Raw genomic sequence first — 24,392 nt, 5'->3', positions numbered from 1 at the left:
TGTCTTTCCCCCGGCCACCCGCCACACTCTCAAGGCCAGCCAGGAAGCGGAGTCCAGAGTGCCCACGCCACGCCAGTTCAGCAAGAAGACCAGTACCAGCAACATGCTGCGGCTGAAGTCCACCAGCGCCAATGCCCAAGCCCCCTATCGGGTCGATTTCGTATTGCTCGAACACTTCTCCATGGCCAGCTTCACCGTGGCCATGGACGTGCTGGTCACGGCCAACCTGCTGCGCGCCGACAGCTTTCGATTCACCCCACTGTCGCTTGCAGGCGACCGCGTGCTCAGCGACCTGGGGTTGGAGTTGGTGGCTACCGAGTTATCCGCCGAGGCCCTGAAGGAGTTGGACCTGCTGGTGATCTGTGGCGGCCTGCGCACGCCATTGAAGTACCCCGAGCTTGACCGCCTGCTGGGCGATTGCGCGGCCCACGGCATGGCCCTGGGCGGCTTGTGGAACGGCGCGTGGTTCCTCGGCCGCGCAGGGGTGCTGGACGACTATGGCTGCAGTATCCACCCCGAGCAACGCGCCAGCCTGTCCGAGCGCAGCCCGCAGACGCGGATCACCCCAGCCAGCTTCACTCTCGACCGCGACCGCCTCAGCGCTGCCAGCCCCAATGGTGCCATGGAGCTGATGCTCGGCCTGGTGCGCCGGCTGTATGGCGACGGCCTGGCCGAAGGCGTCGAGGAGATCCTGTCGTTCTCCGGTGCCCGCTATCGTCAGGTCGGCCCGGGCGCGAAGAAGTCCATGAGCCTGCACCTGCGCACCATCGTCGAGCTGATGGAGAACAACCTCGAGGAAACCCTCAGCCTCGACCAGTTGGCCGCCTACAGCGGGCGCTCGCGCCGACAGATCGACCGCCTGTTCCAGGCCCAGCTGGGCACTTCGCCGCGGCGTTACTACATGGAGTTGCGCGTCACCAAAAGCCGCCGCCTACTGCAGTATTCCGACCTGTCGGTGATGGAGGTGGCAGTGGCCTGCGGGTTTGTTTCGGTGTCGCACTTCAGCAAATGCTATGCGGCTTACTTTGGCTACCCGCCGTCGCGTGAGCAGCGGTTGGGCGAGTGAGCAGGGGAAAATGGCAGGAATGTGTGGCCTGGCGAGGCCTCTTCGCGGGCGCGCCCGCTCCCACAGGATCACCACAGCATCCACGCGCGATTCCGGCGAGAGCGGGCTCACAAACCCAAGCGCAACGCCTCCCCCACCCCCGCCCCACGCAAATCGTCCACCGCGCTGACCAGAGCAAAGTTGTAGGCCCCATGCGACCAGTACCGCGCCTCCAGCTGCCCGTCCACGCGCTGCCCGTCCGGCATGCGCCGATAATGATCACCTGGTGAGCGCAGGAACAGGCTGATGCGCTGGCCCTTGCCATCCTCGAACACCAGCAATGCCGCCGGCCCCTGCTCGTTGCTTAGCAGGCGCGCGCCCACCGGTTTGAAGCCGTAGCCCGCCAGGTCCGGCAAGTGGCCAACGCGGCTGAAGTGGCGCCCCAGCCAGTCGCGCAACTGGCCTGGGTCGCTGGCCTGGATATCCAACGTCTGGCTACCGGCAAACAAGCGGTGCGCCTGGACGGCATCGGCCATTGGCAGCTCGGCACGCGCCAAGGTCGCATCGCGCACCTGCCAACCTCCCAGGCCACCTACGCCAAACGCCAGCAGCAGCACCGCCGCCGTGGCCCAGCGGCGCTGGCGGCGTTGGCGCACTTGCCTGCGCAACTGCCCCAGGTCCAGCTGCACCGGCACTTCGCCAAACCCGGCCAGCGCCGTACGCAGGCGGCGGGCGTCGGCACGCCAACCCTCGACCTTGGCCGCAGCCTGCGGGTTGGCCGCCAGCCAGGCTTGAACCTCGGCCCGGCGCGCAGGCTCCAGGCGCTCGTCGACATAAGCGTGCAGTTCGTCTTCGCTGGGGATCAGGCGCGTCATTTCAGTCTCCGCAAGGCCGGGGGCTGGGGGCTGCCCTCGGTCAGTTCGCGCAAGGCATTGCGGGCGCGTGACAGGCGCGACATCACAGTGCCGATTGGGATGCCCAGGGCCTGGGCGGCCTCCTTGTAGCTCAAACCTTCAATGCTGACCAGCAGCAACAACGCACGCTGTTCTGCCGTGAGCCGGGCGAAAGCCTGCAGGTCGGCCTGGGCCAGGACAATGGCCTCGAGGTTGCCACCAACCGGCTCGTCATCGCGCTCGCCGCGGCCGAACCAGGACAGCCATCGCGCGTGCAGGCGCTCGCGGCGCTTTCCATCGAGGAACAGCCGATAAAGGATGGTGAACAGCCAGGCCCGCAGGGCATCGGCATCACGTTGCTGGTCGCGCCGGCTCAAGGCCCGCTCGACCGTGGCCTGTACCAGGTCGTCGGCGCTGCCCGGCTCGCGGGTCAGCCACACGGCAAAGCGGCGCAGGCGGGCCAGCAGCTCGCGCCACTGGTGGTCGTCCAGATCATGCATGGCAAGGTCCCGGCCTCTGGGGTTGTCAGTGTAAGAGGCAGACGCCTGCGAGGAAAATCTATTCCCGGCAAGGGAATAAGTTTTTCCCTGCGCCGTCGTACCGGCACCTTCACTGAACCGGACAATGACCATGAACTCACCCCTGCACGGCCCGGCCAAGGCCCTGCGCCTGGCCGCCATCGGCGTCGTGATGCTGGGCGCGGGCGCCGCCTTTGCCTATGCCGCCGGCTGGGTTGGCGATACCCGCCTGACCCCACAACGCATCATCGACACCTTCGAAGCCCAGGCCGGGCATTACCCGGGTTACCGTAAGAACCACGCCAAGGGCCTGTGCGTCAGCGGCTACTTCCAGCCCAGCGGGCAGGCCGTCAGCCTGTCCACGGCGCGGGCGTTCAGCCAGCCGCGGGTGCCAGTGATCGGCCGCTTCGCCATCGGCGGCGCCAACCCGTTCGCGCCGGATACCGGCATACCGGTGCGCAGCCTGGCCATCGAGTTGAGCACCGACGACGGGCAAGTCTGGCGTACCGGCATGAACAACCCGCCGGTGCTGGCGGTAAGCACGCCACAAGCCTTCTATGAACAGGTACTGGCGGGGGCACCCGACCCGGCCACCGGCAAACCGGACCCGGGCAAACTGCAGGCGTTTTTCGCCGCCCACCCGGAAAGCGCGGCGTTTCGCCAATGGGCGGCGGGGTACAAGCCCAGCAACAGCTTCGCCAGCACGCAGTACCACAGCATCAACGCCTTCCGCCTGATCGACGCAAGCGGCGCGTCCCACCCCGTGCGTTGGCAACTGGAGCCGCAGACAGCGTTTGCCGCCCTGCCTGCCCAAGTCGATGACAAACAGTTCCTGCAGCACGACCTGCAGCAACGGCTGGCCCAGGGCCCGCTGCGCTGGACGCTGCGCCTGGTACTGGCGGAACCCGGCGATGCAGTGGACGACCCTGCCAGCCCGTGGCCTGCCGACCGGCGCAGCGTGGACGCCGGCACGCTGGTACTGGAACAGGTCGACGGCCCCGAGCAAGGGGCCTGCCGCGACATCAACTTCGACCCGCTGATTCTACCCCGGGGCATCCAGGCCTCTGCCGACCCGATTCTCGCCACCCGTTCAGCCGCCTACTCGGAATCCTTCAACCGCCGCAGCCGCGAATCGCTCGACACCGGAGCCCACCCATGAAAACCGACGCCTTCCACCCCCTCGCCCGCCTGTTGCACTGGCTGATGGCCGTGCTGATCCTGGCCATGTTGTTCATCGGTGTGAGCATGGTCGCCGACCTGTCGCCGCGCCACCCCGTGCTGATCGGGTTGCACAAGGCAACCGGCCTGGCCCTGCTGGTGCTGGTGCTGCTGCGCATCGCCGTTCGCCTGGCCCTGCCCCACCCAGCCCTGCCGCGCGACCTGCCTGCACTGCAACGCTGGGCCGCCGGGGCTTCGCACCTGGTGCTCTACGGACTGATGCTTGCCATGCCGCTGCTGGGCTGGGCCATGCTTTCGGCCGGTGGCTACCCCCGCCCGCTGGGCTTGCCGGCCATTGCCCCCCATGACCTGCAACTGTATGCAGTGCTGCGCCAGGCCCATGGCTGGGCTGGCTACTTGCTGTTCGCCACGGTGCTGGTGCATGTGGGTGCGGCCTTGATGCACGCGTGGGTGCGCCGCGATGGCGTGTTGCGTAGCATGTGGCCTGGCCCGCTGCGCCGCAGCCAATGACGCTCGGCAGCCCGGGGGCTCGACACCGATAACGATTCCCAACAAGATCGGCTTTCTATTTGCCGTACCGCCCTGGACTGCCCTATGAATGTCGCAAAGGATCCTGCCACACTCGCACCCGCCAGTACCCTGGACTTGCGCCCCCTGCTGCTGGCCAACATGGCCTGCACCATGTCGATGATGGCCTTCGTCGCCCTGATCGGCCCGATCGCCCGCCAGCTCGGCATGGCCACCTGGCAAGCCGGTGCCGCCGTGACCGTGGCGGGCGTGGTCTGGGTGCTGCTGGCCCGGCCTTGGGGGCGCGCCGCAGACCGTCTGGGCCGTCGGCGCATCCTGCTGCTGGGCAGCGCCGGCTTCACCCTGGCCTACTGGCTGCTGTGCCTGTTCGTAGAAGGTGCGCTGCGCTGGCTACCGGGGGCGACCCTGGCCTTCATCGGCCTGATGGTCGCGCGCGGCTGTATCGGCGCCTTCTATGCTGCCATCCCGGTGGGCTGCAATGCGCTGATCGCCGACCATGTCGAACCGCAACGCCGGGCCCGGGCCATGGCCTCGCTGGGGGCGGCCAACGCCGTCGGCCTGGTGGTGGGGCCGGCGCTGGCAGCGCTGCTGGCGCGGCATAGCCTGAGCCTGCCGTTCCATATCATGTCGCTGCTGCCGGCCAGTGCCTTTCTGGTCCTGCTGTTCACCCTGAAGCCGCAGGCGCTGCCGCACAGCCATGCTCCCAGCCCGGTGCGCCTGAACGACCCACGCCTGCGCCGGCCTTTGCTGGTGGCGTTCAGCGCCATGCTCAGCGTCACGGTATCGCAGATCATCGTCGGTTTCTTTGCCCTCGACCGCCTGCATTTGGGCCCTGCCGAGGCTGCCCAGGCTGCCGGCATCGCCCTGACCACGGTAGGCGTTGCACTGATCCTGGCGCAGATGCTGCTGCGCCAGCTGGAATGGCCGCCGTTGAAGATGATCCGGGTCGGCGCCACGGTTTCGGCCCTGGGCTTTGCCTGCGGCTCGCTGGCCACCACGGCGCCATGGCTTTGGGCTTGCTACTTTGTCGCGGCGGCGGGCATGGGCTTTGTCTTCCCGGCGTTTTCGGCGCTGGCGGCCAATGCCATGCACGCCTCCGAGCAAGGCGCCACGGCCGGGTCCATCGGTGCTGCCCAGGGCATGGGTGCAGTGATCGGGCCGCTGGCCGGCACCTTGGTATATGCCGTCGATCCTCGCTTGCCATTCCTGGCGGTGGCGGCGCTGTTGCTGCTGGTCGGGTCATGGCCGATGCCGCGCGATCAGCGGGCCTGACAAGCACAGCGCGCAAGCGCGCAGAGTGTGTTTTAATGCGCATCGCTCATTATTATTGACACCTCTGATTACAAGGCGGCTATGGACACGGGGACGCGACTCAAACTGGTGCGTGAACGCAACAACCTCTCCCAACGGGAACTGGCCCGCCGCAGCGGGCTGACCAATTCGACGATCTCGCAGATCGAGCAGAATCGCGTCAGCCCTTCGGTCAGCTCCCTGAAAAAACTGCTCGAAGGCATTCCGATGAGCCTGGCGGAGTTCTTCAGTTTCGACGAGCCGGTGCGCGAAGAGCGCTACGTGTTCCGTGGCGGCGAGCAGCCAGATCTGGGCCGCAACGGCCTGCGCATGCTGCTGGTTGGCGCCAGCGTCGAAGGCCGGCAGATGCGCATGCTGCGTGAACTGTATGCACCGGGTGCCGATTCGGGCGAGCCGATCGTACATGCCGAGGGTGAGGAGTGTGGCCTGGTCACACGCGGCACCGTCGAGTTGTGGGTCGATGGCCAGGTAAGCGTGCTCAACTCGGGCGACGGTTACTACATCCCCACTACCCTGCCGCACAGTTTCAAGAACATCGGCCCGGACGAGGCCGAAATCATCAGCGCCAACACCCCGGCGAACTTCTGACTGCTTTATGCATGGAGATGGCACCGGCTTTGCCGGTGTTCGCGGCTGAAGCCGCTCCCACAGGAAACGCGCCAACCCTGTGGGAGAGGCGCCTTCAGGTAGGGCTGCCGGCGCCCTGACGCAGGGCCTCTTCGACAAAGTCCAAACGGTCCTGCCCGAAGAACATCTCGTCACCGACAAAACAGGTCGGCGCGCCGAACACCCCGCGCTCCACTGCAGCTTCGGTCGCGTGCCTGAGCGCGGCCTTCACCTCGTCATCACCCGCCAGCGCGCGAAATGCCTGCGGGTCGAAGCCGCCTTGGCTCAGCGTGTCGTCGAGGACGGCGTTATCGCCCAGGTTGCGGCGCTGCGCAAACAGCCCATTGAACAGCACCGCCAGCAACGCCTCGAACCGCTCCGGCGAACGCAGCTGGGTGCCCATTGCCCCGCGCATCAGGGTCAAGGTATTGACCGGGAACCCCGGCGGCAACCCGAACGGTACCCCGTAGCGCTCGGCGAAGCGCGCCAGGTCGGTGAACATGTAACGGCCCTTGGCCGGGATCATCACCGGCGAAGCATTACCGGTAGCCTGGAAAACTCCGCCCAGCAGCATCGGCCGGTAACGCAGCGTGGCACCCTGGCGGGCACACAGCCCAGGCAGTTGAGTCCAGGCCAGATAGCTGGCCGGGCTGCCCAGGTCAAAAAAGAAATCGACAGTCTTGTTCATGTGGTTACGGTCCTTGCTCGGTGAAAGGGGCTTACCAACGTTCCATCCAGGGGCGCAGGTCCAGCTCGAAGGTCCAGGCGTCGCGGGGCTGGGCATGCAGGAACCAGTAGCTGTCGGCGATGTGGGCCGGGTCGAGGATGCCATCCTGGCCCTTGAGGGCGTAGCGCTCGGGGAAAGTGTCACGGATGAAGGCGGTGTCGATGGCCCCGTCAACCACCACGTGGGCGACATGGATGTTCCGCGGCCCCAGCTCGCGCGCCATGCTCTGGGCCAGGGCGCGCAAAGCGTGCTTGGCCCCGGCGAATGCCGCAAAGCCCGCCGCGCCACGAGTGCCAGCGGTGGCGCCGGTGAACAGGATGGTGCCACGCTCGCGCTGGATCATGCGCCGGGCCACCGCCTGGGCGGTGAGGAAACCGGCAAAACAGGCCATCTCCCAGATCTTGAAGTACTTGCGCGGGGTTTCCTCAAGAATGCTACAGGGCACATTGGCACCGATATTGAACACAAACGCTTCGATCGGGCCGATATCACGCTCGATGGTTTCGACCAGCGCCGCCACCTCCTCCTCCTTGCGCGCATCGGAGCCAAACCCGTGGGCCTGGCCGCCGGCAGCACGGATTTCGTCCAGCAGCGGCTGCAACTTGTCAGCCTGGCGCCGGGTAACACAGGCAATGTAGCCCTCGCGGGCAAAGCGCTTGGCGATCTCGCCGCCGGTAGCATCCCCCGCGCCAATCACGAGCACCACTTTTTGTTGTTCTGTCATGCCAGCCTCTATTAGTAAATGATCGTTTAGTAAACGAACGCTATGTTATGATCGCCGCCACCGTCAAGCCCGCCTGCAGAGGCAAATGAATGCGTTACACCAACGAACACAAACAGCAAACCCGCGAGCGGCTGCTGGCCAGCAGCGGCGCGCTGGCCAAACGCGGGGGCTTTTCCAGCACCGGCGTAGCCGGGCTGATGAAGGCGATCGGCCTGACCGGCGGAGCCTTCTACAACCACTTCCCGTCCAAGGATGACCTGTTCACCGAGGTAGTGCGGCAGGAATTGTGCAACAGCCCGCTGGCGCGCCTGACCAACCAGGGCGCCAGTCGCGAACGCCTGGGCCGTTGCCTGCAGCAGTACCTGAGCCTGGCCCACCTGCACAATGCCGAAGGTGGCTGCCCGCTGCCGCCATTGGGGGTGGAGATTGCCCGGGCCGAAGCACCGGTGCGTGCAGTGGCCGAGCATTGGCTGTTGGAGCTGCACCAGGCCTGGAGCGCGACCCTGGAAGACAGCGAATTGGCCTGGGTGCTGATCAGCCAGTGCGTCGGTGCCTTGCTGGTCGGGCGCATGCTGGCCACGGAAAGCGTGCAGTCGCAGGTACTGGACGCCAGCCGCCACTTTGTCGAGAAGGCCCTGCATGAAGCGGATTAGTCTACTGCTGGGGCTACTGATGAGCTTGCCTGCACTCGCCGAACAGGCCTGCCCGCCAGGGCAATACCAGGTGTGCCTGATGGGATGTTTCTGTGCGCCCATCGACCCCGGCCAGGCCGGGCAGATTTTCAAGGACGTGGAAGTACTGGCTTCGTCCAGTCTGACCTACGCCTTGCAGCAGGCCCGCGACGAAGCCACCGCCAGCGGCGTCGAGCCGATCCCGTTGCATATCCGTGCGCAACTCGAACCTTGGTACGACTTTGCCGTGCTCGACGCGGCGCGCTTCCGGGTGGGTGACGAACAGCAAATGAGCGCGGCCAATGCGCTGCTGCAGAACCCCGATGTGAACGCCGTGACGCTGATCGACACGATCATTTTCCGCCGCCCCGCCGATGCCGAGGACAACGTGGCGTTGTGGGCACATGAGCTCAAGCATGTGCAGCAGTATCAGCAGCTGGGTGTGGAAGAGTTCGCCCGGCGCTACACGCGCAACTACGACGACCTGGAAGCGCCGGCCTACAAGATCGAGGCCGAGGTAGGCAAGGCGCTGCGCGAGCGTGGTTCAGGGCAGGCCAGATAATTTCTGGTCATTGCGCGGTCGCCGTGTAGGAGCGGCGACCGCATCAGTGGCCAAACCAGGTGTCAGGACGCCGCCGAAGCTTCTTCAGCCACCTGCTCACGGCTGGCATAACGCTGCGCCAGCACCGCACAGACCATCAGCTGAATCTGGTGGAACAGCATCAGCGGCAGGATCATCGCGCCAATGCCACTGCCGACGAACAGCACCTGCGCCATTGGCACCCCGGTGGCCAGGCTCTTCTTCGAACCGGCGAACAGGATGGTAATGCGGTCCTCCAGGTCAAAGCCCGCCAGCTTGCCGAGCAGCCGGGTACCGTACAACACCACCGCCAACAAGATTCCGCACACGGCAAACAACCCGGCCAGGTGCTGCGGCGATACCGTGTGCCACAGCCCGGTGACCACCGCCTCGCTGAACGCGGTGTAGACCACCAGCAGGATCGAACCCTGGTCCACCACCTTGAGCCAGCGCGCATTGCGCTTGACCCAGGCACCGATCCAGCGCCGGGCGACCTGCCCGGCCACGAACGGCACCAGCAGCTGCAGGGTGATCTTCAGCACCGCATCCAGACCAGAACCAGTATCACCGCTGGCCCCCAGCAACATCATTACCAGCAACGGCGTGAGGAAGATACCCAGCAGGCTGGATGCCGCCGCACTGCAAATGGCCGCCGGCACGTTACCACGCGCCAGCGAAGTGAAGGCGATGGCCGACTGCACGGTAGCCGGCAAGGCACACAGGTAGAGCACGCCCAGGTAAAGTTCGTTGCCCACCAGCGGCACGAACAGTGGCTTGAACGCCAGGCCCAGCAGCGGGAACAGCACGAAGGTGCAGGAGAACACCAGCAAGTGCAGGCGCCAGTGCCCCGCTCCGGCGATGATCGCCTCGCGCGACAGCTTGGCGCCGTGCAGGAAGAACAGCAGGCCGATGGCCAGGTTGGTCAGCCAACCAAAATACACCGCGCCGTCGCCCGAGCAAGGCAGCACGGTGGCAATCAGCACCACCCCGAGCAAGGCCAGGGTGAAATTGTCGAATAACATGCGCAAATACTTCATCACAGTTTCCGTCTTGTCATTGTGCAAGGGCAGACGATAAGGTCTTCGGTTTTTCGCCGCTAACGCCGGAACCCCCACCGGTGTCGCTCAACGGACACGCTCCAGCACAGGACCCGCTCATGCCCCTCTCCCGCCTGGCTGCACTTGCAGCCGCCATCACTCTCACCCTGGGCTACAGTGCCGCCCAGGCCGACGACCAGTTGCAGGCCAAGGTCGACCAGATCATCCGCCCGCTCATGCAGGAGCAAGGCATCACCGGTATGGCCGTGGCCATCTATGCTCGCAACCACGCGCACTACTTCAGCTATGGCGTGGCCAGCAAGGCCGACAATGTGCCGGTCAGCCGCGACACGCTGTTCGAGATCGGTTCGCTGAGCAAGACCTACACCGCCACCCTGGCCGCACTGGCCAGTGCCGAAGGCAAGCTGGACCTCGATGCCCCGGCCAAGCGCTATCACCCGGCCCTTGCCGGCGCCCCCATCGGCGACGCAAGCGTGCTGGAGCTGGGCGCCTATAGTGCCGACTGCCTGCCGTTGCAGTTCCCGGATGCGGTGCAGACGCCGCAGCAGGTGGTCGATTTCTTCCGTCACTGGCAACCCCGCGCCAAACCCGGCACCCAGCGCTGCTACTCGAACCCCAGCCTGGGCTTGTTCGGTGACCTGGCCGCCCGCGCGCAGCATCAGCCGTTTTCCACGCTGATGAGCGAGGGCCTGCTGATACAGATGGGCCTGCGAAACACCTATCTGCAGGTCCCGGCCAGCGCCCAGGGGTTGTATGCCCAAGGTTACGACAGTGCCGACAAGCCGGTGCGTGTCGGCCCCGGCCCTTACGCCGACGAAGCCTACGGCATCAAGACCAGCGCCAGCGACCTGCTGCGCTATGTGCGCCTCCACATGCAGCCGGAGGGGTTGCCACCGGCGCTGGCACAAGCCACGGCCATCACCCAGCGGGGCTACTTCCAGGTCGGCGCCATGACCCAGGGCCTGGGCTGGGAGCGTTACCCCTACCCGGTCACGCTGGCCACACTGATCGATGGCAACGGCCCGCAGCTAATCCGTGAACCGCAGGCAACCACACGCTTGCAACCAGCCCTGCCGCCGCTGCCGGCAGCCTGGTACAACAAGACCGGCTCGACCAATGGATTCGGCGCCTACGCCGCGTTCGTGCCCGCCGAACAACTGGCCGTGGTGTTGCTGGCCAACCGAAACTACCCGAACGAAGCCCGGGTGCGCGCAGCCTTCGACATTCTCTCCGGGCTGTAGTGCGGGCAGCGATTGTCGAACAAAACGACACAATGTAGTGAGGAAAAATATTCACTACAAAATGGTTGACGCCGTTCATCGCCCTTGGGCATGATGAAGCCGTCTCCCTGATCGGGAGCGGTGGCAAGGGTGTTCCAGACGGCCTGCGCGGTAACGCAGGCCGTCCGTGGAGAGGGAAACTGTCCAAAAGGCAGCGTGAGAAAGCCCCTGTTGCGATGCTGCTGTAGCAGCCTTGGTAGTGCGCTACACCGTAGTAGCGCCAACTGTGAAAAATCACCTACGAATGGGTAATGGGGGCTTTATGATGAACTTGAACAACAATCCGACTATCGACCAATTGGCCCAGCTGTTCGCCGTACGCAAGGACAGCCTTGACGACCATCTGCTGTGGGTAAGCCAGACCGGTGAAGTGCGCCTCGACCGCCTGCCACCGAACACCGTCGAAGATGAATTCGAAGAGCACCTACCCAGCATGCGTGCCCGCTTCAAGGTCTACCGCCGTGGCCAAGGCTACGTCGGCAAGAAGGCCGCCGCCGACACCGAGTTCGTCGGCCGCGTTCTGCAGACCCTGCAACAAGAATGGCCCGCTGCCCGTGAGCAGCAGTCAGTCAAGGTGATCGAACCGCTCAACTGAGGGTTCCCACCTTTACCAGAGCCCGGCCCGCACAGGCCGGGCTTTTTCATGCCTGGCGCCGCTGGCTGCGGGGTTCCGGCAGCGGCAAGGCGCCGGTTGCCATCGCCCGGGCGCGGTCTACACCCCACACCAGGGCGCGGGTCATGGTCTCCCCTGGGCGTGCGGGGTAATACTCCTCCAGCAACGCTCGCCCATCACCGGCGTACAACCCCAAAAACAGTTGGGTCGCCCCCAGGCGCGACAGGCGCACCTGCACGTCGAGCGTGGTGCCGTCACTGAGTGCTTCGTCGTGGCAGCGGCTGTGCAGCTGTGCGTCGGCCCATTGCCAATAGGTCTCTTCCCTGACTCGCATGAGCATTCAATCCTCCGTTGCTGGAATGCCGCGCAAGAAAACCACAGCCTTGGCCATCCTGCGAGCGCAACCCGGCAATGCCATGAGGCGGATCAAGAAATGGCAATAAAAACCCCGCCATTCGGCGGGGTTGTGCTGGAGCGGGATCACTTCCTGAGCGGAACCCGCGGCATGAAGCGGCCTTTTTTGCTGCGCTGCAGATGTGCAGGCTGGAGCTGTTCGGAATCATCCAGCGTCATGTGGGCGAAGCCCAGGCGAAATGCCGCTTGGCCGCAACGCACCTGGCTGTTGATCGGGAACGCGTCGTTCAGGTCTTCGAAAAAGGATTCGCTCATGCCCTGTCTCCCTCCAGTGGCGGACGCGTCGGCAACCAGAACAGTTGCTCTACCAAACGCGACCTGTGAAAGTGAGACTAGCTGGTCATTTGCGGACCGCCCAGACCGAAGCCTTGGACCCGACCAGCGGCAGACGCTCTACTTCAGGCGCACCGCTGTACCAGTAGCAAATACAACGACCATGCCGCCCTGTACCGACGGCATGCTGATCTCGAAATCCACTCCCACTACCGCATCGGCTTGCAACTGGCGTGCCCGCGCCTTCAGTTCTTCGGTGGCCTGCTCGCGGGCTTCGCGCAGTGCGCTTTCCAGGGTTTGCGAACGCCCGCCGAAGAAGTCGCGAAAACGTGCAAAGAAATCGCGCACGAAATTGATGCCCTGCACCGATTCGGAGCTGACCACACCCAGGTATTCGGCAATCGGGCGGCCTTCGAGCTGGCTGGTGGTGGAAATGATCATGGGGTGCGCTCCATTGGCCTGGCAAAAGAGGCCGATTCTAACAGAGCACCCTGTTTGCAACGCGCATTTGTGGGAGCGGCTACGCGCTGACAGCCCTTAAACGGCGCCCAAGCCTTGCGCCAAACACGTTCACCAGCAACCCGGCCATCACCAGCAATGCGCCCCAGCCCTGGGTCGCGGTCAGACGCTCGCCCAGCAACAACGCCGACGAACTCAGGCCTATCACAGGCACCAGCAGCGAGAACGGCGCCACCTTGCCGGCCGGGTGGCGCGACAGCAACTTGCTCCACAGGCTGTAGCCGAGCATGGTGGCGACAAACGCCAGGTAAGCCAGGGCCAATACCGAACTCCAGCTGATATTGGCAATGGCGTGGCCGATGCGCTCCGGCCCCTCCAGCCACCAGGACAACGCAAGGAACGGCAGTGGCGGGATCAGCCCGCCCCAGATAACCAGCGCCACCAGGTCAACCGAGCCAAAGCGCCGGGTGATGATGTTGCCCATGCCCCACATGGCGCCGGCACACAGGGTCAGTACCAGCGCCAACATCGGTACATGGCCGCCGTCTTCGCTGCCGATAAGCGCCAGGCCGCTGGCGGCCACCAGCAGCCCCAGTACGCTGGCCAGGCGCAGCCGCTCGCCGAGGAACAACGCGGCGAAGCCGAGGGTGAAGAACGCCTGCGATTGCAGGATCAGCGAGGCCAGCCCTGGCGGCATGCCGCTGTACATGGCCTGGAACAGGAAAGCGAACTGGCCCAACGAAATGGTCGCGCCGTAGGCGATCAGCCAGCGCCAGGGCAACTTCGGCCGCTTGACCAGCAAGATCGCCGGGAACGCCACCAACAAGAAGCGCAATGCCCCCAGCAACATCGGCGGCAAGCCATCGAGGCCAACCTTGATGACCACGAAGTTGACTCCCCAGGCGACAATCACCACCAGGGCGATGAGCAGATCCTTGAGTGGCATTGCGACATCCTTCTTCAAGCTTTCTAGACATATTTCGTTACAGCATAAGGCTATTCCTTTGACAGGGACCAGCACAGTTGCGGCCCAGAGGTGCGCAACAGTGACTGTTATCGTGCAAGGGTTGCCGAGGTGATTGGTGGAGCGCGTCAGCTCCGGTATCCAGGTGCAACCTTTTCCAGCATCCGCAACAATGCCGCCCATGCCAGCTGCAACGCATCCGGATCCGCCAGCTCGCCCTGCTTCAACCCCCGTCCCGGATCATTGAACTGCCGCTCGGTATGCCGACACACTTCGGCCGGCGGCAAAATCACCTGCCCCGCACTCTGCGCCGCCAACTGGATCTCGCAGGCCTTTTCCAGGTAGTACATGCGCAGGAATGCTTCGGCCACGCTGCGCCCGGTAGTCAGCAGGCCATGGTTGCGCAGAATCATCACTGGCTTCTCGCCCAAGTCGGCTACCAGCCTTCGCTGCTCATCCATGTCCAGCGCAATCCCTTCATAGGCGTGGTATGCCACCTTGCCATAAAACTCCATGGACATCTGGTTGAGCGGTAGCAGCCCACATTCCAGCGCCGCCACCGCACAACCTGCCCGGGTGTGGGTGTGCAACACACAATGGGCATCCTCGCGGGCAGCATGGATGGCGCTGTGGATGACGAAACCGGCCGGGTTGACCGGGTGCGGCGTCGCTTCAACCGGCCGGCCCTGCAGGTCGATCTTCACCAGGCTGGAGGCCGTGATCTCATCGAACAGCAAGCCGTACGGATTGATCAGGAAGTGGTGCTCCGGCCCCGGCAGGCGCAGGGAAATATGGGTGAAGATCAGGTCGCTCATGCGGAAATGGGCGATCAGCCGATAGCAGGCGGCCAGCTCCTGGCGCAGGCTTTGTTCCGTTGTGGTCATCATCGTTATACCTTTGCAGTACGCTATTTGCTGGCCCACGCATTGAAGCGCTGTTCCAGCTCTTCGCCATGGTCGACCCAGAATTCCACATTCATCGCCAACGCCCCCTGCAGGTTCTGCGGCGAAGTAGGCACCCAGCTGGCCAGGGACGAGTCTAGCTTCGCCGCCGCCTGGGTGTTGGTCGGCCCATAGGGAATCTGCTGCACATAACGCACCTGGGTGTCCGGCTGGTTGGCGTAGGCAATCAGCCGCTTGGCCTGGTCGACATGCCGCGAGCCTTTGATGATCGCCCAGTAATCCATGCCATAAAGGCTGCCAGGCCAGACCACCGCCAGCGGGCTGCCCTGCTGGGCCGCCACGGCGATGCGCCCGCTATAGGTCGAGGTCATCACCACATCTCCCGCCGCCAGCCACTGGGCAGGTTGGGCGCCGGCGTCCCACCACTGGATATACGGCTTGAGCTCGCTGAGCTTGGCAAAGGCACGCTCGACCCCTGCCGGGGTGGCCAGTACCTGGTACACATCCTCGACCTTCACCCCATCTGCCATCAGGGCGAACTCCAGGTTGTACACCGCACGCTTGCGCAGGCCACGCTTGCCAGGGTACTTGTTCACATCCCAGAAGTCGGCCCACGACGCAGGCGCCTGCGCCAGCTTGCTGCGGTCATAGGCAATGGCCACGCTCCATACCAGCGCGGCCGAGCCGCAGGCCTGTGCGGCATCGGCAATCAGTTCATCCGCATGGCCCATGCGCTGCCAGTCCAGCTGCTCGTAGATGCCCTCGTCGCAGCCACGCATCAGGTCAGGCCCTTCGATCTGCACCACATCCCAGTCGACATTGCCGGTGTCGGCCATTACCTGGATCCGTGCCATCTCGCCGTTGTACTCGCTCTGGATCAGCTTGCTGCCATCCTGGGCACTGAACGGTTTGAAGATCGCCTCGTCCTGAGCTTTCTGGCCGGCACCACCATAGCCGACCACCACCATCTGCGGTGCCGCTTGCGCACTGCCCAGGCCCATGGCCAGCAACGCTGCGCAAAGGCTGCTTACACGTGGGAATACCTGCATCGTAGTTGCCTCCTGCCGGTGCCCGAGGGGCCCGTTTTCTTGTTGTTGTGAGGTCACGCCCTCGCCACGAGGGTGAGAAAAACCTAGTCGCCGATCAGTAAAAAAACAAGTTGATTTTTTACTGGCGCTACACTTTTATAAAAAAACAAGAACAACATCGCACCGGAGCCGCCTGTATGCAGACCGCCTTCCCTCATCTGTTCGAAGCCTTGCAGATCCGCGGCAAACGCTTGAAGAACCGCATCATGTCCACCGGACACGACACCTGCCTGCCTACCGACAACCTGGTCAACGACAAGCTCATCGCCTACCAGCGCGCCCGCGCCGCCGGTGGCGTCGGCCTGATCGTGCTGCAGGTGGCCGGGGTGCATGACAGTGCTCGCTACACCTCGCATGTGCTGATGGCCACCGACGATGCCTGCATCGACGGCTACCGCCAGCTTGCCGAGGCCTGCCATGAGCATGGCACCGTGGTGCTGTCGCAACTGTTCCACCCCGGGCGGGAGATCATGGAGTCGGCGGACGGCTTGCTGGCGGTGGCCTACTCGGCGTCCGCGGTACCCAATGAACGCTTCCGGGTGATGCCGCGCGCGCTGGACCAGGCGATGATCGACGAGATCGTCCAGGGCTATGCCAGCGCTGCCCGCCGCCTGCACCAGGCCGGGCTGGATGGCGTTGAAGTGGTGGCCAGCCATGGCTACCTGCCTGCGCAGTTCCTCAACCCGCGGGTAAACCAGCGCTCGGATGGCTACAACGGTGAGCTGGAGCAGCGCCTGCGGTTCCTGCGCGAAGTGCTGGCCGCCGTCCGCGCGGCTACCGACGAGCAGTTCATCATCGGCCTGCGCATCAGTGCCGACGAGCGCGACAGCCAGGGGCTGAGCGAGGACGAATCGCTGGCCGCAGCGGTTGCCTTGCAAGGCCAGCTCGACTACCTGCACATCGTTGCCGGCACGTCGGCGTCCCTCGGCGGCGCCGTGCATATCGTGCCGCCGATGGCCATTCAACCGGCCTACCTGGCCCGTGAGGCCGGCACCTTCAAACAACACCTGGGCATCCCGCTGTTCGTCACCGGGCGTATCAACCAGCCCCAGGAAGCCGAACTGATCCTGGCCCGTGGCCAGGCCGACGTCTGCGGCATGACCCGCGCGCTTATATGCGACCCGCAGATGCCCAACAAGACCGAGCATGGCCAGGTCGAGGACGTACGTGCCTGTATCGCCTGCAACCAGGCCTGCATCGGCCATTTCCACCGCGGCCTGCCCATTTCCTGCATCCAGCGACCGGAGACTGGCCGCGAGTTGCAGTACGAGCAACTGCCACCCACCACCCGCCCCAAGCGCATCCTCGTGGCCGGTGGCGGGCCCGCAGGCATGAAAGCCGCCGCCGTGGCCGCTGCGCGCGGGCATCAGGTCACGCTGTACGAGGCTGGCCCGCAGCTCGGTGGCCAGGTGCTGCTGGCCCAGTTGCTGCCACGGCGCAGCGAGTTCGGTGGCGCCAGCACCAACTTGCAACGGGAAATGGCCCTGGCGGGCGTGGAAGTGGTGCGCAACACCCGGGTCGACCGCGCACTGGTCGAACGGGAACGCCCCGACCTGGTGATCGCCGCCACCGGTGCCACCCCCTACTGGCCGGCCTTCGAGCGCACCGGTGATCTACAGGTGGTGGATGCCTGGCAAATACTGCGCAGTGAAGCAAAACCGGGCCGCTCGGTACTGGTGATCGACTGGCGCTGCGACTGGATCGGCCCCGGCATCGCCGAACGCCTGGTACGCGACGGCCACCAAGTGCAGCTGGCGGTCAATGGCACCCATTGCGGCGAAAGCCTGCCGCTGTACGTGCGCGACCAACTGGCCGGCGAGCTGCATCGCCTGGGTATTCCCATCACACCGTATGCCCGCCTGTATGGCTGCGACGACAACACGGTGTACCTGCAGCACACCGCCAGCGGCGAGCCGATGATCTTCGAAGGAATCGACACCCTGGTACTGTGCCAGGGCCATCAACCGGAAGACCGCCTGGCAACGGAGCTGGCCGGCCTGGTCGAGGTGCGCCGCATTGGCGACTGCCTGGCGCCGCGTACCGCCGAAGAAGCGATTCACGATGGCCTGACGGTTGCCTGGGCGCTCTGAGGCTGTACATACTGCGGCTTTTACGATGGACCGACATGCATGAGCCAACTCCCCCAGCCCCCCGCCAGCGAAGCCGGGGGCGCCGCGCCGCAGTTTCTCGGCAGCCGCATTCGCGGCCTGCGCAAGCGCCGTGGCATGACCCTGGCGGAGCTGGCCGCGCACAGTGAGCTGACCGCCGGCTACATCAGCCAGCTGGAGCGCAACCTCTCCTATCCATCGATTCCGGCGCTGTTCAACATCGCCCGCAGCCTGGGGGTGACCATCCAGTGGTTCTTCGCCAGCGAAGCCATCACTGCGCCCGAAGACCAGGGCTATGTGGTACGACGCAACAGCCGCCTGAGCGTGCATTACGAAGACGGTATCGTCGATCAACTGCTCACGCCCCAGCCCAACCGTCAGCTGGAAATCCTGCATTCGCGCTTCCCTCCGGGCAGCTACAGCCAACAGAGCTACAGCCACGACGGTGAAGAGGCCGGCTACATCCTCAGCGGCAGCTTCGAGCTGTGGGTGGGCGAGCGGCATTTCCAGCTGGGTGAAGGGGACAGTTTCAGCTTCTCGAGCCAGGAACCGCACCGCTACGGCAACCCCGGTGAAGTCGATGCCGTGGTGATCTGGGTGATCACGCCGCCAACATTCTGAAGCATGCTCGCTCCCCAACATCCAGCAACAGGGTCTACCTTGTTAACCGAACTTTAGAGGAGCACAACCATGAAGCAGATCCTGATCATAGGCGCGGGCTTTGCCGGCCTGTGGAGCGCGCTCAGCGCCGCCCGCCAGCTTGACCTCCATGGCCGCAAGGATGTCGAGGTCACCTTGCTTGCACCCCAGGCCGAGCTGCATGTGCGCCCGCGCTTCTACGAACCCGACGTACATACCATGGCCGCGCCGTTGCAGGAGCTGTTCGATGCCGCCAACGTCCGCTTCGTGCAGGGCACGGCCTTTCATATAGATGAAGCGGCCCGCCGTGTGGGCTATCGCACCCGCAGCGGAACCCAATGCACCCTGCCCTACGACCGCCTGATCATGGCCTGCGGCAGCGTGCTCAACCGGCCCGACATGGTCGGCATCGAGCATGTGTTCGATGTCGACAAGCTCGACAGCGCCGCGCGCCTGGAAACCCACCTGAAGTCACTGGCCAACCTGCCCGACACACCGGCGCGCAATACCGTGGTGGTGGCCGGTGGAGGTTTTACCGGCATCGAGACCGCCACCGAACTGCCGGCCCGCCTGCGCGAAATCCTCGGCGAGGACGCGGCATTGCGCGTGGTGGTGGTCGACCGTGGCGCGAGGATTGGTGCGGCCCTGGGTGACGGCATCCGCCCAGCCATCGAACAGGCCTCCGAGGCCCTTGGCGTGGAGTGGATCTGTGGTGCCACGGTAGCCTCGGTCGATTCTGCCGGCGTGGTGCTGGACAACGGCAAGCGCATCGACGCCAGCACGGTGATCTGGACCGTGGGCTTCAAGGCCAACCCGCTCACCGAACAGATCAGTGGCGAGCGCGACCGTCAGGGCCGCTTGCATGTCGATGGCAATCTCAAGGTGAAAGGCAATGATGCCGTGTACGCGGCGGGTGATGTGGCCTACGCCGCCTGCGACGAGGCTGGCAATCATGCGGTGATGTCCTGCCAGCATGCGATTCCGCTGGGGCGTCATGCGGGCAACAATGCGGCAGCCGAGCTGATTGGCGTGGCACCGAAGACCTACAGCCAGCCCAAGTACGTGACCTGCCTGGACCTTGGGGCCTGGGGGGCGGTGTATACCGAAGGGTGGGAACGCACGGTGTCGCCACCGGAGGACAAGGCCGAAGCCAAGGTGTTGAAGGCGCAGATCAATACAGTGTGGATCTATCCGCCGACGGCCGAACGTGCTGCGGCGCTAGCAGCGGCTGACCCGGCTATTCCAGTGGCCTGAGGTTGATTGTGGGAGCGGCCTTGTGTCGCGAAAGGGCCGCGTAGCGGCCCCAGGATGTCAGCGTTTACACCGAGATCTCTGGGGCCGCTTTGCGGCCCTTTCGCGACACAAGGCCGCTCCCACAGAGTTCGCGCAAGCCTTTGAAGCTTGCGCAAGACAGCAGGATCAGGCAGCAGCAAACAGCTCGTTGGCAATCTGCGCCTGGGCAGCATCGATCGCCTGGCTGCGGTGCTCAGGGCCATAAGCCAGGCCATGGGCGCGGACGATTTCCAGGTCGGTGATGCCGATGAAGCCCAGGAATACCTTGAGGAAGTCCTCATGCCCGGCGCCAGTCGGCTGGCCAGCGTGCAGGCCACCGGCGGTGGACACCAGCACTACCTTCTTGTTGCCGCACAGGCCTTCCGGGCCGGCTTCGGTGTAGCGGAAAGTCTTGCCGGCGACGGCAACGCGGTCGATCCAGGCCTTGAGCTGGGTCGGCACGGTGAAGTTGTACATCGGCGCACCAATCACCACGGCATCGGCAGCCAGGAACTCTTCCAGGGTTTCCGCGCTCAGCTTGGCTTCGAAGGCCTGGGCTGCGTCGCGCATGTCTTCCGGGGTGCCAGCCGCTACCAGGGTAGCCGCGGAGAAGTGGGCGATGGCGTCAGCGGCCAGGTCGCGGTACACCACTTCCACGCTCGGGTCGGCGGCCTTCCAGGCTTCGACCACTTCACGGCTCAGTTGGCGGGAGGCGGAATTGTCGCCCAGGATGCTCGAATCGATGTGCAACAGTTTCATGGGATTCTCCTGTGAATGAAGACCGCGACATTGGGCGATCACGATGGGGAGAATCCTACCGACATCAACAATGGCTGATAAGGCAGCAAAAATGCGTTAGTTTGTCCTACTGGTGGAACAGTGAGACATTCCCATGCAAGACCTCAACGATCTTTTCTACTTCGCCCGCGTGGTCGAAGCCGGCGGTTTCGCCGCAGCCGGCCGCCAGCTGGGCATCCCCAAGTCGCGCCTGTCGCGGCGTATCGCCGAGCTTGAAGAACGCCTGGGCACGCGCCTGCTGCAACGCACTACACGGCAACTGAAGCTCACCGCAGTGGGCGAGCGCTACCTGCACCACTGCCAGGCCATGCTGCTGGAAGCCGAAGCCGCCGACGAAGCCGTGGCCAGCATGAGCAGCGAACCGCGCGGGCGCTTGCGGGTGTCGTGCCCGGTGGCATTGGCCCACGCCTTTCTGCCGGATGTGATCAGCCGCTTTCTCGCGCAGTACCCGCTGGTGCAACTGGACATGGTGCTGCTCAACCGCCGGGTCGACCTGATTTCCGAAGGAATCGATGTGGCCCTGCGCGTACGCGACCTGGGCGATGAAGACCCGGCCCTGGTCACCCGCCGCCTGCGCCAGGCGCAGATGCAACTGGTTGCAGCGCCCGGTTTCGCCGACCACATCCGCGAACCGGGCCAACTGGCATCATTGCCGGTGCTGGGCGCTGCCGAGGCGGATCGGCTGGTACACTTCCGCCTGTTCGGCCCCCACGGCAAACAGCAGGAAATCGCCCTGGAACCGCGCCTTGCCATTGATGATTTCGTAGTACGTAATGCTGCTGTACGGGCAGGCCTCGGGTTTACCGCGCTGCCCAGCATGTTCTGTGAAGAAGAACTGGCGCGCGGCGAACTGGTGCGCCTGCTGCCGGACTGGTCGCTGCCGGGTGGCTACCTGCAGGCGGTGTACCCGCACCGGCGCGGCTTGCTGCCTGCGGTACGGGTATGGATCGACCACCTGGCGGCGTCGTTCGAGGCCTGTGGAGAAAAGTATGTCTGAGCGAAACATGAGCGAAGCCCAGGTGGCAACGTTCTGCCTGAGCCTGCCGGGTGCACGGGAAGACTACAAATGGGGCGGCATCCGGGTGTTCTCGGTGGCGGGCAACAAGATGTTCGCGGTGCTCGACCTGGCGGGTGCGGGGTTGTCGTTCAAAGTGGCCGACGAACTGTTTCTTGGCTACTGCGACCGCCCGGGGGTGCGGCCTGCGCCGTATCTGGCACGGGCGCGGTGGATCAGCATGGCATCGCCCTACCCCATGGGGCGTGAGGAGCTGTGTGATCTGTTGCAGCGCTCGCACCAGCTAGTGGTGCGGCGGTTGCCAAAGCGGTTGCAGGTGGGGTTGCTATTGTGAATTCCCTGTGCCGGCCCTTTCGCGGGTAAACCCACTCCCACAGGGTTCTCCACTGGTCTGAAGTCTTGTGCTGTACCTGTAGGAGCGGGTTTACCCGCGAAAGGGCCGGCACAGTCACATATCAACTGAAGGGCAGATACCGCCCGCCAAGAAACAGCCAGTCCGCCCAAAACACCTGGTGCACCAGCACAATCCCCCAGAACACCAGCTGGTACGACACCTTGCGGGTCTTGTGTCGATACAGCTGCTGCGCCAGCAGTGCACCAGGCCAGCCGCCCAGCAGCTCACTGGCATGCAGCACCTTCTCGGGCGTACGCCAGGCCTGGGTACGCGCCTGCTGTTTATCCTGCCAATACAGCAGCAGGCTGATCAGGCTCATTGCCGGGTACAACGCCAGCGGCCACCAGGCTTGGTCGACCCAGGCCATGCGCGCCGCGCCCAGGGCGGGCAGCAGGCACAGCAGGCCCAACAGCAGCAGCTTCAGGCGCACATTACGTACGCCCTCCACCCTTTGCCCCCGTGCCACCTCAGCCATGGGCCGTCGCCCAGTCAACCCAGCCGAACTGCCAGGTCGCCAGAATCAGCAGGCCAAAGGCAATGCGATACCAGGCGAACGCCGCGTAGCTGTGGTTGGCAATGAACTTGAGCAGGCCACGCACGGCAATCATGGCAAAGATGAACGAGGTCACGAAGCCAATGGCAAATACCGGCAGGTCGCCGGGCTGGAACAGGTCGCGGTACTTGTAGCCCGAATACACCGCCGCACCGACCATGGTCGGCATCGCCAGGAAGAACGAGAACTCGGTCGCTGCCTTGCGCGACAGGCCGAACAGCAGGCCACCGATAATCGTCGAACCGGAGCGCGAAGTGCCCGGGATCATCGCCAGGCACTGGATGAAGCCGATCTTCAGCGCGTGGCTCCAGCGCATGTCGTCCACGTGGTCCACCTCCACACGGTGCTCGCGGCGCTCGGCCCAGAGCATGATCACCCCGCCCACCACCAGCGCAGCCGCCACGGTGATCGGGTTGAACAGGTATTCGTGAATCAGGTCGGCGAACAGCACGCCCAGCACCACTGCCGGCAGGAACGCCAGCAACAGGTTACCGGTGAAACGCCGCGCCGTGGGCTGGCTGGTCAGGCCGAAGACCACGTCGAAGATCTTGCCGCGAAACTCCCACACCACCGCCAGGATCGCCGCCAGCTGAATGATGATGTTGAAAGCCATGGCCCGTTCGCCACCAAACCCGATCAGGTCGGCGACGATGATCTGGTGACCGGTACTGGAGATTGGCAGAAACTCCGTCAGCCCTTCGACCACGCCTAAGATGATTGCCTGGAAGGCAGTCCAAAAATCCATCGTTCCCCCGATGGAGCACTGCTCGTTGCAGGCCCCTTGTTCTTGATTTGCTTGAAATTGCCGCGCGCGGCCCGGCTGTTTTACAGCGACTGTTGGGCGTAATGCCAGTAGAAAAGTTCACGCCGCCTAAAGGTTTCATCTTGCGCGGCCGAAATCCTAGCAGAGCGCCTTCGCAATCACCTTGTACAAACTGCTGCAGACTATTGAATGGATAGCACTTAGCCATTAGTCGTGTGGGGGCCTCGCGCAAAGCATGCTTGGATGCGCCTGAATAAAAAGAACAATGCGGGAGCTGTGGTATGAAAACCCTGAGATCGATGTCTATCAGCCGCCGTCTGTGGCTGATCCTTTTGGTGGCGGTGGCCATGCTGGTGGTATTGGGCCTGCTGATGCTGCGCCAGATCCACGGTGACCTGTACCAGGCCAAAGCGGAGAAAACCCGCCACGTGGTGCAGACCGCAGCCGGTGTGCTGGCCTATTACCAAGGGCTGGAGGCAGCCGGCACGCTCAGCCGTGAAGCGGCCCAGCAACAGGCGCTGCAAGTGGTGCGGGCGCTGCGCTACGACCACGATGACTACTTCTGGATCAACGACCTGGGGCCGAAGATGATCATGCATCCGGCCAACCCCAAGCTCGACGGCCAGGACCTGTCGGCCATCCGCGACCCCGACGGCTTTGCCGTGTTCAACGAGATGGTCGCCCTGGCTCGGCAGCAGGACGCCGGGCCGGTCAACTACCGCTGGCCCAAGCCCGGTGCCAGCGAGCCGGTGGCCAAGACGTCCTACATCCAGCTGTTCAAGCCCTGGGGCTGGATCATCGGCTCAGGCGTGTACGTCGATGACGTGCAGGCCGAATTCACCCGCCAGTTGCGCGACGCCTCGCTGGTGGGCGTGGCCATCGCCCTGCTGATGGCGCTGGTGGTCATGCTGATTGCGCGCAGCATCGCCCGCCCGTTGCAGGAAGCAGTGCAGGCCATGGGCAACATCGCCAGTGGAGAAAGCGACCTGACTCGACGCCTGGATACTCACGGCCGTG

General features: G+C 64.4%; 28 protein-coding genes and 1 pseudogene. 15 read left to right on the top strand and 14 right to left on the bottom strand.

Annotated elements, in window-relative coordinates:
• The first annotated feature begins 58 nt into the window (after positions 1-58).
• Entirely contained in the window at positions 59-1,066 is a 1,008-nt protein-coding gene (locus QN085_RS12155) for a GlxA family transcriptional regulator (RefSeq protein WP_013972486.1), read from the top strand.
• Between the two features lie 107 nt (positions 1,067-1,173).
• Here the strand turns inward: QN085_RS12155 and QN085_RS12150 are convergent, their stop codons facing one another.
• Both QN085_RS12150 and QN085_RS12145 read right to left on the bottom strand, forming a co-directional pair.
• Positions 1,174-1,920: an anti-sigma factor family protein gene (locus QN085_RS12150; RefSeq protein WP_038409606.1), complete on the bottom strand. Its 747-nt coding sequence runs from the start codon at positions 1,918-1,920 to the stop codon at positions 1,174-1,176.
• A complete protein-coding gene (locus QN085_RS12145; protein ID WP_013972484.1) occupies positions 1,917-2,438 on the bottom strand; it encodes a sigma-70 family RNA polymerase sigma factor in 522 nt (173 codons plus the stop codon). The genes QN085_RS12150 and QN085_RS12145 overlap by 4 nt, the downstream gene beginning before the upstream one ends.
• Positions 2,439-2,562: 124 nt before the next feature.
• Here QN085_RS12145 and QN085_RS12140 point away from each other — a divergent pair, with 124 nt between their 5' ends.
• The 4 genes from QN085_RS12140 (at position 2,563) to QN085_RS12125 (ending at position 6,062) form a co-directional block, all read left to right on the top strand.
• Entirely contained in the window at positions 2,563-3,615 is a 1,053-nt protein-coding gene (locus QN085_RS12140) for a catalase family peroxidase (protein WP_285691004.1), read from the top strand.
• Positions 3,612-4,145 (top strand): cytochrome b, encoded by a 534-nt coding sequence (locus QN085_RS12135; RefSeq protein WP_015270187.1) that lies wholly within the window; start codon positions 3,612-3,614, stop codon positions 4,143-4,145. Before QN085_RS12140 ends, QN085_RS12135 begins: the two co-directional genes overlap by 4 nt.
• A gap of 84 nt (positions 4,146-4,229) precedes the next feature.
• Entirely contained in the window at positions 4,230-5,435 is a 1,206-nt protein-coding gene (locus tag QN085_RS12130; protein ID WP_041506054.1) for an MFS transporter, read from the top strand.
• An 81-nt stretch (positions 5,436-5,516) separates the two neighbouring features.
• Positions 5,517-6,062 (top strand): cupin domain-containing protein, encoded by a 546-nt coding sequence (locus tag QN085_RS12125; RefSeq protein WP_003248033.1) that lies wholly within the window; start codon positions 5,517-5,519, stop codon positions 6,060-6,062.
• A gap of 94 nt (positions 6,063-6,156) precedes the next feature.
• Here the strand turns inward: QN085_RS12125 and QN085_RS12120 are convergent, their stop codons facing one another.
• Positions 6,157-6,768: a 2-hydroxychromene-2-carboxylate isomerase gene (locus QN085_RS12120; RefSeq protein ID WP_023663027.1), complete on the bottom strand. Its 612-nt coding sequence runs from the start codon at positions 6,766-6,768 to the stop codon at positions 6,157-6,159.
• A gap of 31 nt (positions 6,769-6,799) precedes the next feature.
• Positions 6,800-7,531 carry an SDR family oxidoreductase gene (locus QN085_RS12115; RefSeq protein WP_041506055.1) on the bottom strand — a complete coding sequence of 244 codons (732 nt, stop codon included), beginning with the start codon at positions 7,529-7,531 and terminating at the stop codon, positions 6,800-6,802.
• A gap of 89 nt (positions 7,532-7,620) precedes the next feature.
• Between QN085_RS12115 and QN085_RS12110 the strand changes: the two genes are divergently transcribed.
• Positions 7,621-8,184: a TetR/AcrR family transcriptional regulator gene (locus QN085_RS12110; protein WP_013972477.1), complete on the top strand. Its 564-nt coding sequence runs from the start codon at positions 7,621-7,623 to the stop codon at positions 8,182-8,184.
• A complete protein-coding gene (locus tag QN085_RS12105; RefSeq protein WP_024087033.1) occupies positions 8,171-8,764 on the top strand; it encodes an eCIS core domain-containing protein in 594 nt (197 codons plus the stop codon). Before QN085_RS12110 ends, QN085_RS12105 begins: the two co-directional genes overlap by 14 nt.
• A 62-nt stretch (positions 8,765-8,826) precedes the next feature.
• Here the strand turns inward: QN085_RS12105 and QN085_RS12100 are convergent, their stop codons facing one another.
• The gene (locus tag QN085_RS12100) at positions 8,827-9,819 is read right to left on the bottom strand and encodes a bile acid:sodium symporter family protein (RefSeq protein WP_023663275.1); all 993 of its coding nucleotides are present in this window, start codon (positions 9,817-9,819) and stop codon (positions 8,827-8,829) included.
• Between the two features lie 119 nt (positions 9,820-9,938).
• Between QN085_RS12100 and ampC the strand changes: the two genes are divergently transcribed.
• Both ampC and QN085_RS12090 read left to right on the top strand, forming a co-directional pair.
• On the top strand, positions 9,939-11,081 hold the full coding sequence (gene ampC, locus QN085_RS12095) for a class C beta-lactamase (protein ID WP_023663276.1): 1,143 nt from the start codon (positions 9,939-9,941) through the stop codon (positions 11,079-11,081).
• A 301-nt stretch (positions 11,082-11,382) separates the two neighbouring features.
• Positions 11,383-11,715, top strand: a complete 333-nt coding sequence (locus tag QN085_RS12090) for a hypothetical protein (protein ID WP_013972474.1) — start codon at positions 11,383-11,385, stop codon at positions 11,713-11,715.
• A 46-nt stretch (positions 11,716-11,761) separates the two neighbouring features.
• Here QN085_RS12090 and QN085_RS12085 read toward each other — a convergent pair whose 3' ends face one another.
• The 6 genes from QN085_RS12085 to QN085_RS12060 all read right to left on the bottom strand — a co-directional run bounded on the left by QN085_RS12085 (position 11,762) and on the right by QN085_RS12060 (position 15,794).
• Positions 11,762-12,073 carry a hypothetical protein gene (locus QN085_RS12085; RefSeq protein ID WP_023663278.1) on the bottom strand — a complete coding sequence of 104 codons (312 nt, stop codon included), beginning with the start codon at positions 12,071-12,073 and terminating at the stop codon, positions 11,762-11,764.
• Between the two features lie 140 nt (positions 12,074-12,213).
• Complete coding sequence (locus tag QN085_RS12080; protein WP_023663279.1) at positions 12,214-12,402, bottom strand: hypothetical protein; 189 nt, start codon at positions 12,400-12,402, stop codon at positions 12,214-12,216.
• A 138-nt stretch (positions 12,403-12,540) separates the two neighbouring features.
• Entirely contained in the window at positions 12,541-12,861 is a 321-nt protein-coding gene (locus QN085_RS12075) for a YbjQ family protein (protein ID WP_003258990.1), read from the bottom strand.
• A gap of 79 nt (positions 12,862-12,940) precedes the next feature.
• On the bottom strand, positions 12,941-13,825 hold the full coding sequence (locus QN085_RS12070; protein ID WP_023663280.1) for an EamA family transporter: 885 nt from the start codon (positions 13,823-13,825) through the stop codon (positions 12,941-12,943).
• Between the two features lie 146 nt (positions 13,826-13,971).
• A complete protein-coding gene (locus QN085_RS12065; protein WP_024087032.1) occupies positions 13,972-14,727 on the bottom strand; it encodes a class II aldolase/adducin family protein in 756 nt (251 codons plus the stop codon).
• A gap of 23 nt (positions 14,728-14,750) precedes the next feature.
• Entirely contained in the window at positions 14,751-15,794 is a 1,044-nt protein-coding gene (locus QN085_RS12060) for an ABC transporter substrate-binding protein (RefSeq protein ID WP_013972470.1), read from the bottom strand.
• A gap of 176 nt (positions 15,795-15,970) precedes the next feature.
• On the opposite strand from QN085_RS12060, the gene QN085_RS12055 reads away from it, so the two are divergent.
• The 3 genes from QN085_RS12055 (at position 15,971) to QN085_RS12045 (ending at position 19,834) form a co-directional block, all read left to right on the top strand.
• Entirely contained in the window at positions 15,971-17,923 is a 1,953-nt protein-coding gene (locus QN085_RS12055; protein WP_013972469.1) for an oxidoreductase, read from the top strand.
• A 39-nt stretch (positions 17,924-17,962) separates the two neighbouring features.
• Entirely contained in the window at positions 17,963-18,562 is a 600-nt protein-coding gene (locus tag QN085_RS12050) for a helix-turn-helix domain-containing protein (RefSeq protein ID WP_015270174.1), read from the top strand.
• Between the two features lie 69 nt (positions 18,563-18,631).
• Entirely contained in the window at positions 18,632-19,834 is a 1,203-nt protein-coding gene (locus QN085_RS12045; protein ID WP_023660802.1) for an NAD(P)/FAD-dependent oxidoreductase, read from the top strand.
• A gap of 165 nt (positions 19,835-19,999) precedes the next feature.
• On the opposite strand, the gene QN085_RS12040 is transcribed toward QN085_RS12045, so the two are convergent.
• Positions 20,000-20,611 carry an FMN-dependent NADH-azoreductase gene (locus QN085_RS12040; protein ID WP_003258995.1) on the bottom strand — a complete coding sequence of 204 codons (612 nt, stop codon included), beginning with the start codon at positions 20,609-20,611 and terminating at the stop codon, positions 20,000-20,002.
• Between the two features lie 133 nt (positions 20,612-20,744).
• On the opposite strand from QN085_RS12040, the gene QN085_RS12035 reads away from it, so the two are divergent.
• Entirely contained in the window at positions 20,745-21,647 is a 903-nt protein-coding gene (locus QN085_RS12035) for a LysR substrate-binding domain-containing protein (protein WP_013972466.1), read from the top strand.
• Complete coding sequence (locus tag QN085_RS12030) at positions 21,640-21,999, top strand: MmcQ/YjbR family DNA-binding protein (RefSeq protein ID WP_023660801.1); 360 nt, start codon at positions 21,640-21,642, stop codon at positions 21,997-21,999. Before QN085_RS12035 ends, QN085_RS12030 begins: the two co-directional genes overlap by 8 nt.
• Positions 22,000-22,120: 121 nt before the next feature.
• On the opposite strand, the gene QN085_RS12025 is transcribed toward QN085_RS12030, so the two are convergent.
• Together QN085_RS12025 and QN085_RS12020 are read right to left on the bottom strand one after the other, a co-directional pair.
• Positions 22,121-22,534: a DUF1294 domain-containing protein gene (locus QN085_RS12025; RefSeq protein WP_023660800.1), complete on the bottom strand. Its 414-nt coding sequence runs from the start codon at positions 22,532-22,534 to the stop codon at positions 22,121-22,123.
• On the bottom strand, positions 22,527-23,357 hold the full coding sequence (locus tag QN085_RS12020) for an undecaprenyl-diphosphate phosphatase (protein WP_003258998.1): 831 nt from the start codon (positions 23,355-23,357) through the stop codon (positions 22,527-22,529). The genes QN085_RS12025 and QN085_RS12020 overlap by 8 nt, the downstream gene beginning before the upstream one ends.
• Positions 23,358-23,656: 299 nt before the next feature.
• Here QN085_RS12020 and mcpP point away from each other — a divergent pair.
• Positions 23,657-24,370: pseudogene (mcpP, locus tag QN085_RS25980) on the top strand (methyl-accepting chemotaxis protein McpP); the annotation flags it as partial.
• Between the last annotated feature and the right edge of the window lie 22 nt (positions 24,371-24,392).

The sequence above is a fragment of the Pseudomonas sp. M2(2023) genome (assembly GCF_030263955.1).
GTDB lineage: Bacteria > Pseudomonadota > Gammaproteobacteria > Pseudomonadales > Pseudomonadaceae > Aquipseudomonas > Aquipseudomonas asiatica.
The sequence above is the reverse complement of the archived record's forward strand: the minus strand, read 5'-3'. Positions and strand labels throughout refer to the sequence as shown.

What these genes read in the sequence shown, in the direction of transcription:
- QN085_RS12150 (WP_038409606.1), bottom strand. Translation starts at nt 1,920, where the DNA reads ATGACGCGCCTGATCCCCAGCGAAGACGAACTGCACGCTTATGTCGAC.
- QN085_RS12145 (WP_013972484.1), bottom strand. Translation starts at nt 2,438, where the DNA reads ATGCATGATCTGGACGACCACCAGTGGCGCGAGCTGCTGGCCCGCCTG.
- QN085_RS12140 (WP_285691004.1), top strand. Translation starts at nt 2,563, where the DNA reads ATGACCATGAACTCACCCCTGCACGGCCCGGCCAAGGCCCTGCGCCTG.
- QN085_RS12135 (WP_015270187.1), top strand. Translation starts at nt 3,612, where the DNA reads ATGAAAACCGACGCCTTCCACCCCCTCGCCCGCCTGTTGCACTGGCTG.
- QN085_RS12130 (WP_041506054.1), top strand. Translation starts at nt 4,230, where the DNA reads ATGAATGTCGCAAAGGATCCTGCCACACTCGCACCCGCCAGTACCCTG.
- QN085_RS12125 (WP_003248033.1), top strand. Translation starts at nt 5,517, where the DNA reads ATGGACACGGGGACGCGACTCAAACTGGTGCGTGAACGCAACAACCTC.
- QN085_RS12120 (WP_023663027.1), bottom strand. Translation starts at nt 6,768, where the DNA reads ATGAACAAGACTGTCGATTTCTTTTTTGACCTGGGCAGCCCGGCCAGC.
- QN085_RS12115 (WP_041506055.1), bottom strand. Translation starts at nt 7,531, where the DNA reads ATGACAGAACAACAAAAAGTGGTGCTCGTGATTGGCGCGGGGGATGCT.
- QN085_RS12110 (WP_013972477.1), top strand. Translation starts at nt 7,621, where the DNA reads ATGCGTTACACCAACGAACACAAACAGCAAACCCGCGAGCGGCTGCTG.
- QN085_RS12105 (WP_024087033.1), top strand. Translation starts at nt 8,171, where the DNA reads ATGAAGCGGATTAGTCTACTGCTGGGGCTACTGATGAGCTTGCCTGCA.
- QN085_RS12100 (WP_023663275.1), bottom strand. Translation starts at nt 9,819, where the DNA reads ATGAAGTATTTGCGCATGTTATTCGACAATTTCACCCTGGCCTTGCTC.
- ampC (WP_023663276.1), top strand. Translation starts at nt 9,939, where the DNA reads ATGCCCCTCTCCCGCCTGGCTGCACTTGCAGCCGCCATCACTCTCACC.
- QN085_RS12090 (WP_013972474.1), top strand. Translation starts at nt 11,383, where the DNA reads ATGATGAACTTGAACAACAATCCGACTATCGACCAATTGGCCCAGCTG.
- QN085_RS12085 (WP_023663278.1), bottom strand. Translation starts at nt 12,073, where the DNA reads ATGCTCATGCGAGTCAGGGAAGAGACCTATTGGCAATGGGCCGACGCA.
- QN085_RS12080 (WP_023663279.1), bottom strand. Translation starts at nt 12,402, where the DNA reads ATGAGCGAATCCTTTTTCGAAGACCTGAACGACGCGTTCCCGATCAAC.
- QN085_RS12075 (WP_003258990.1), bottom strand. Translation starts at nt 12,861, where the DNA reads ATGATCATTTCCACCACCAGCCAGCTCGAAGGCCGCCCGATTGCCGAA.
- QN085_RS12070 (WP_023663280.1), bottom strand. Translation starts at nt 13,825, where the DNA reads ATGCCACTCAAGGATCTGCTCATCGCCCTGGTGGTGATTGTCGCCTGG.
- QN085_RS12065 (WP_024087032.1), bottom strand. Translation starts at nt 14,727, where the DNA reads ATGACCACAACGGAACAAAGCCTGCGCCAGGAGCTGGCCGCCTGCTAT.
- QN085_RS12060 (WP_013972470.1), bottom strand. Translation starts at nt 15,794, where the DNA reads ATGCAGGTATTCCCACGTGTAAGCAGCCTTTGCGCAGCGTTGCTGGCC.
- QN085_RS12055 (WP_013972469.1), top strand. Translation starts at nt 15,971, where the DNA reads ATGCAGACCGCCTTCCCTCATCTGTTCGAAGCCTTGCAGATCCGCGGC.
- QN085_RS12050 (WP_015270174.1), top strand. Translation starts at nt 17,963, where the DNA reads ATGAGCCAACTCCCCCAGCCCCCCGCCAGCGAAGCCGGGGGCGCCGCG.
- QN085_RS12045 (WP_023660802.1), top strand. Translation starts at nt 18,632, where the DNA reads ATGAAGCAGATCCTGATCATAGGCGCGGGCTTTGCCGGCCTGTGGAGC.
- QN085_RS12040 (WP_003258995.1), bottom strand. Translation starts at nt 20,611, where the DNA reads ATGAAACTGTTGCACATCGATTCGAGCATCCTGGGCGACAATTCCGCC.
- QN085_RS12035 (WP_013972466.1), top strand. Translation starts at nt 20,745, where the DNA reads ATGCAAGACCTCAACGATCTTTTCTACTTCGCCCGCGTGGTCGAAGCC.
- QN085_RS12030 (WP_023660801.1), top strand. Translation starts at nt 21,640, where the DNA reads ATGTCTGAGCGAAACATGAGCGAAGCCCAGGTGGCAACGTTCTGCCTG.
- QN085_RS12025 (WP_023660800.1), bottom strand. Translation starts at nt 22,534, where the DNA reads ATGGCTGAGGTGGCACGGGGGCAAAGGGTGGAGGGCGTACGTAATGTG.
- QN085_RS12020 (WP_003258998.1), bottom strand. Translation starts at nt 23,357, where the DNA reads ATGGATTTTTGGACTGCCTTCCAGGCAATCATCTTAGGCGTGGTCGAA.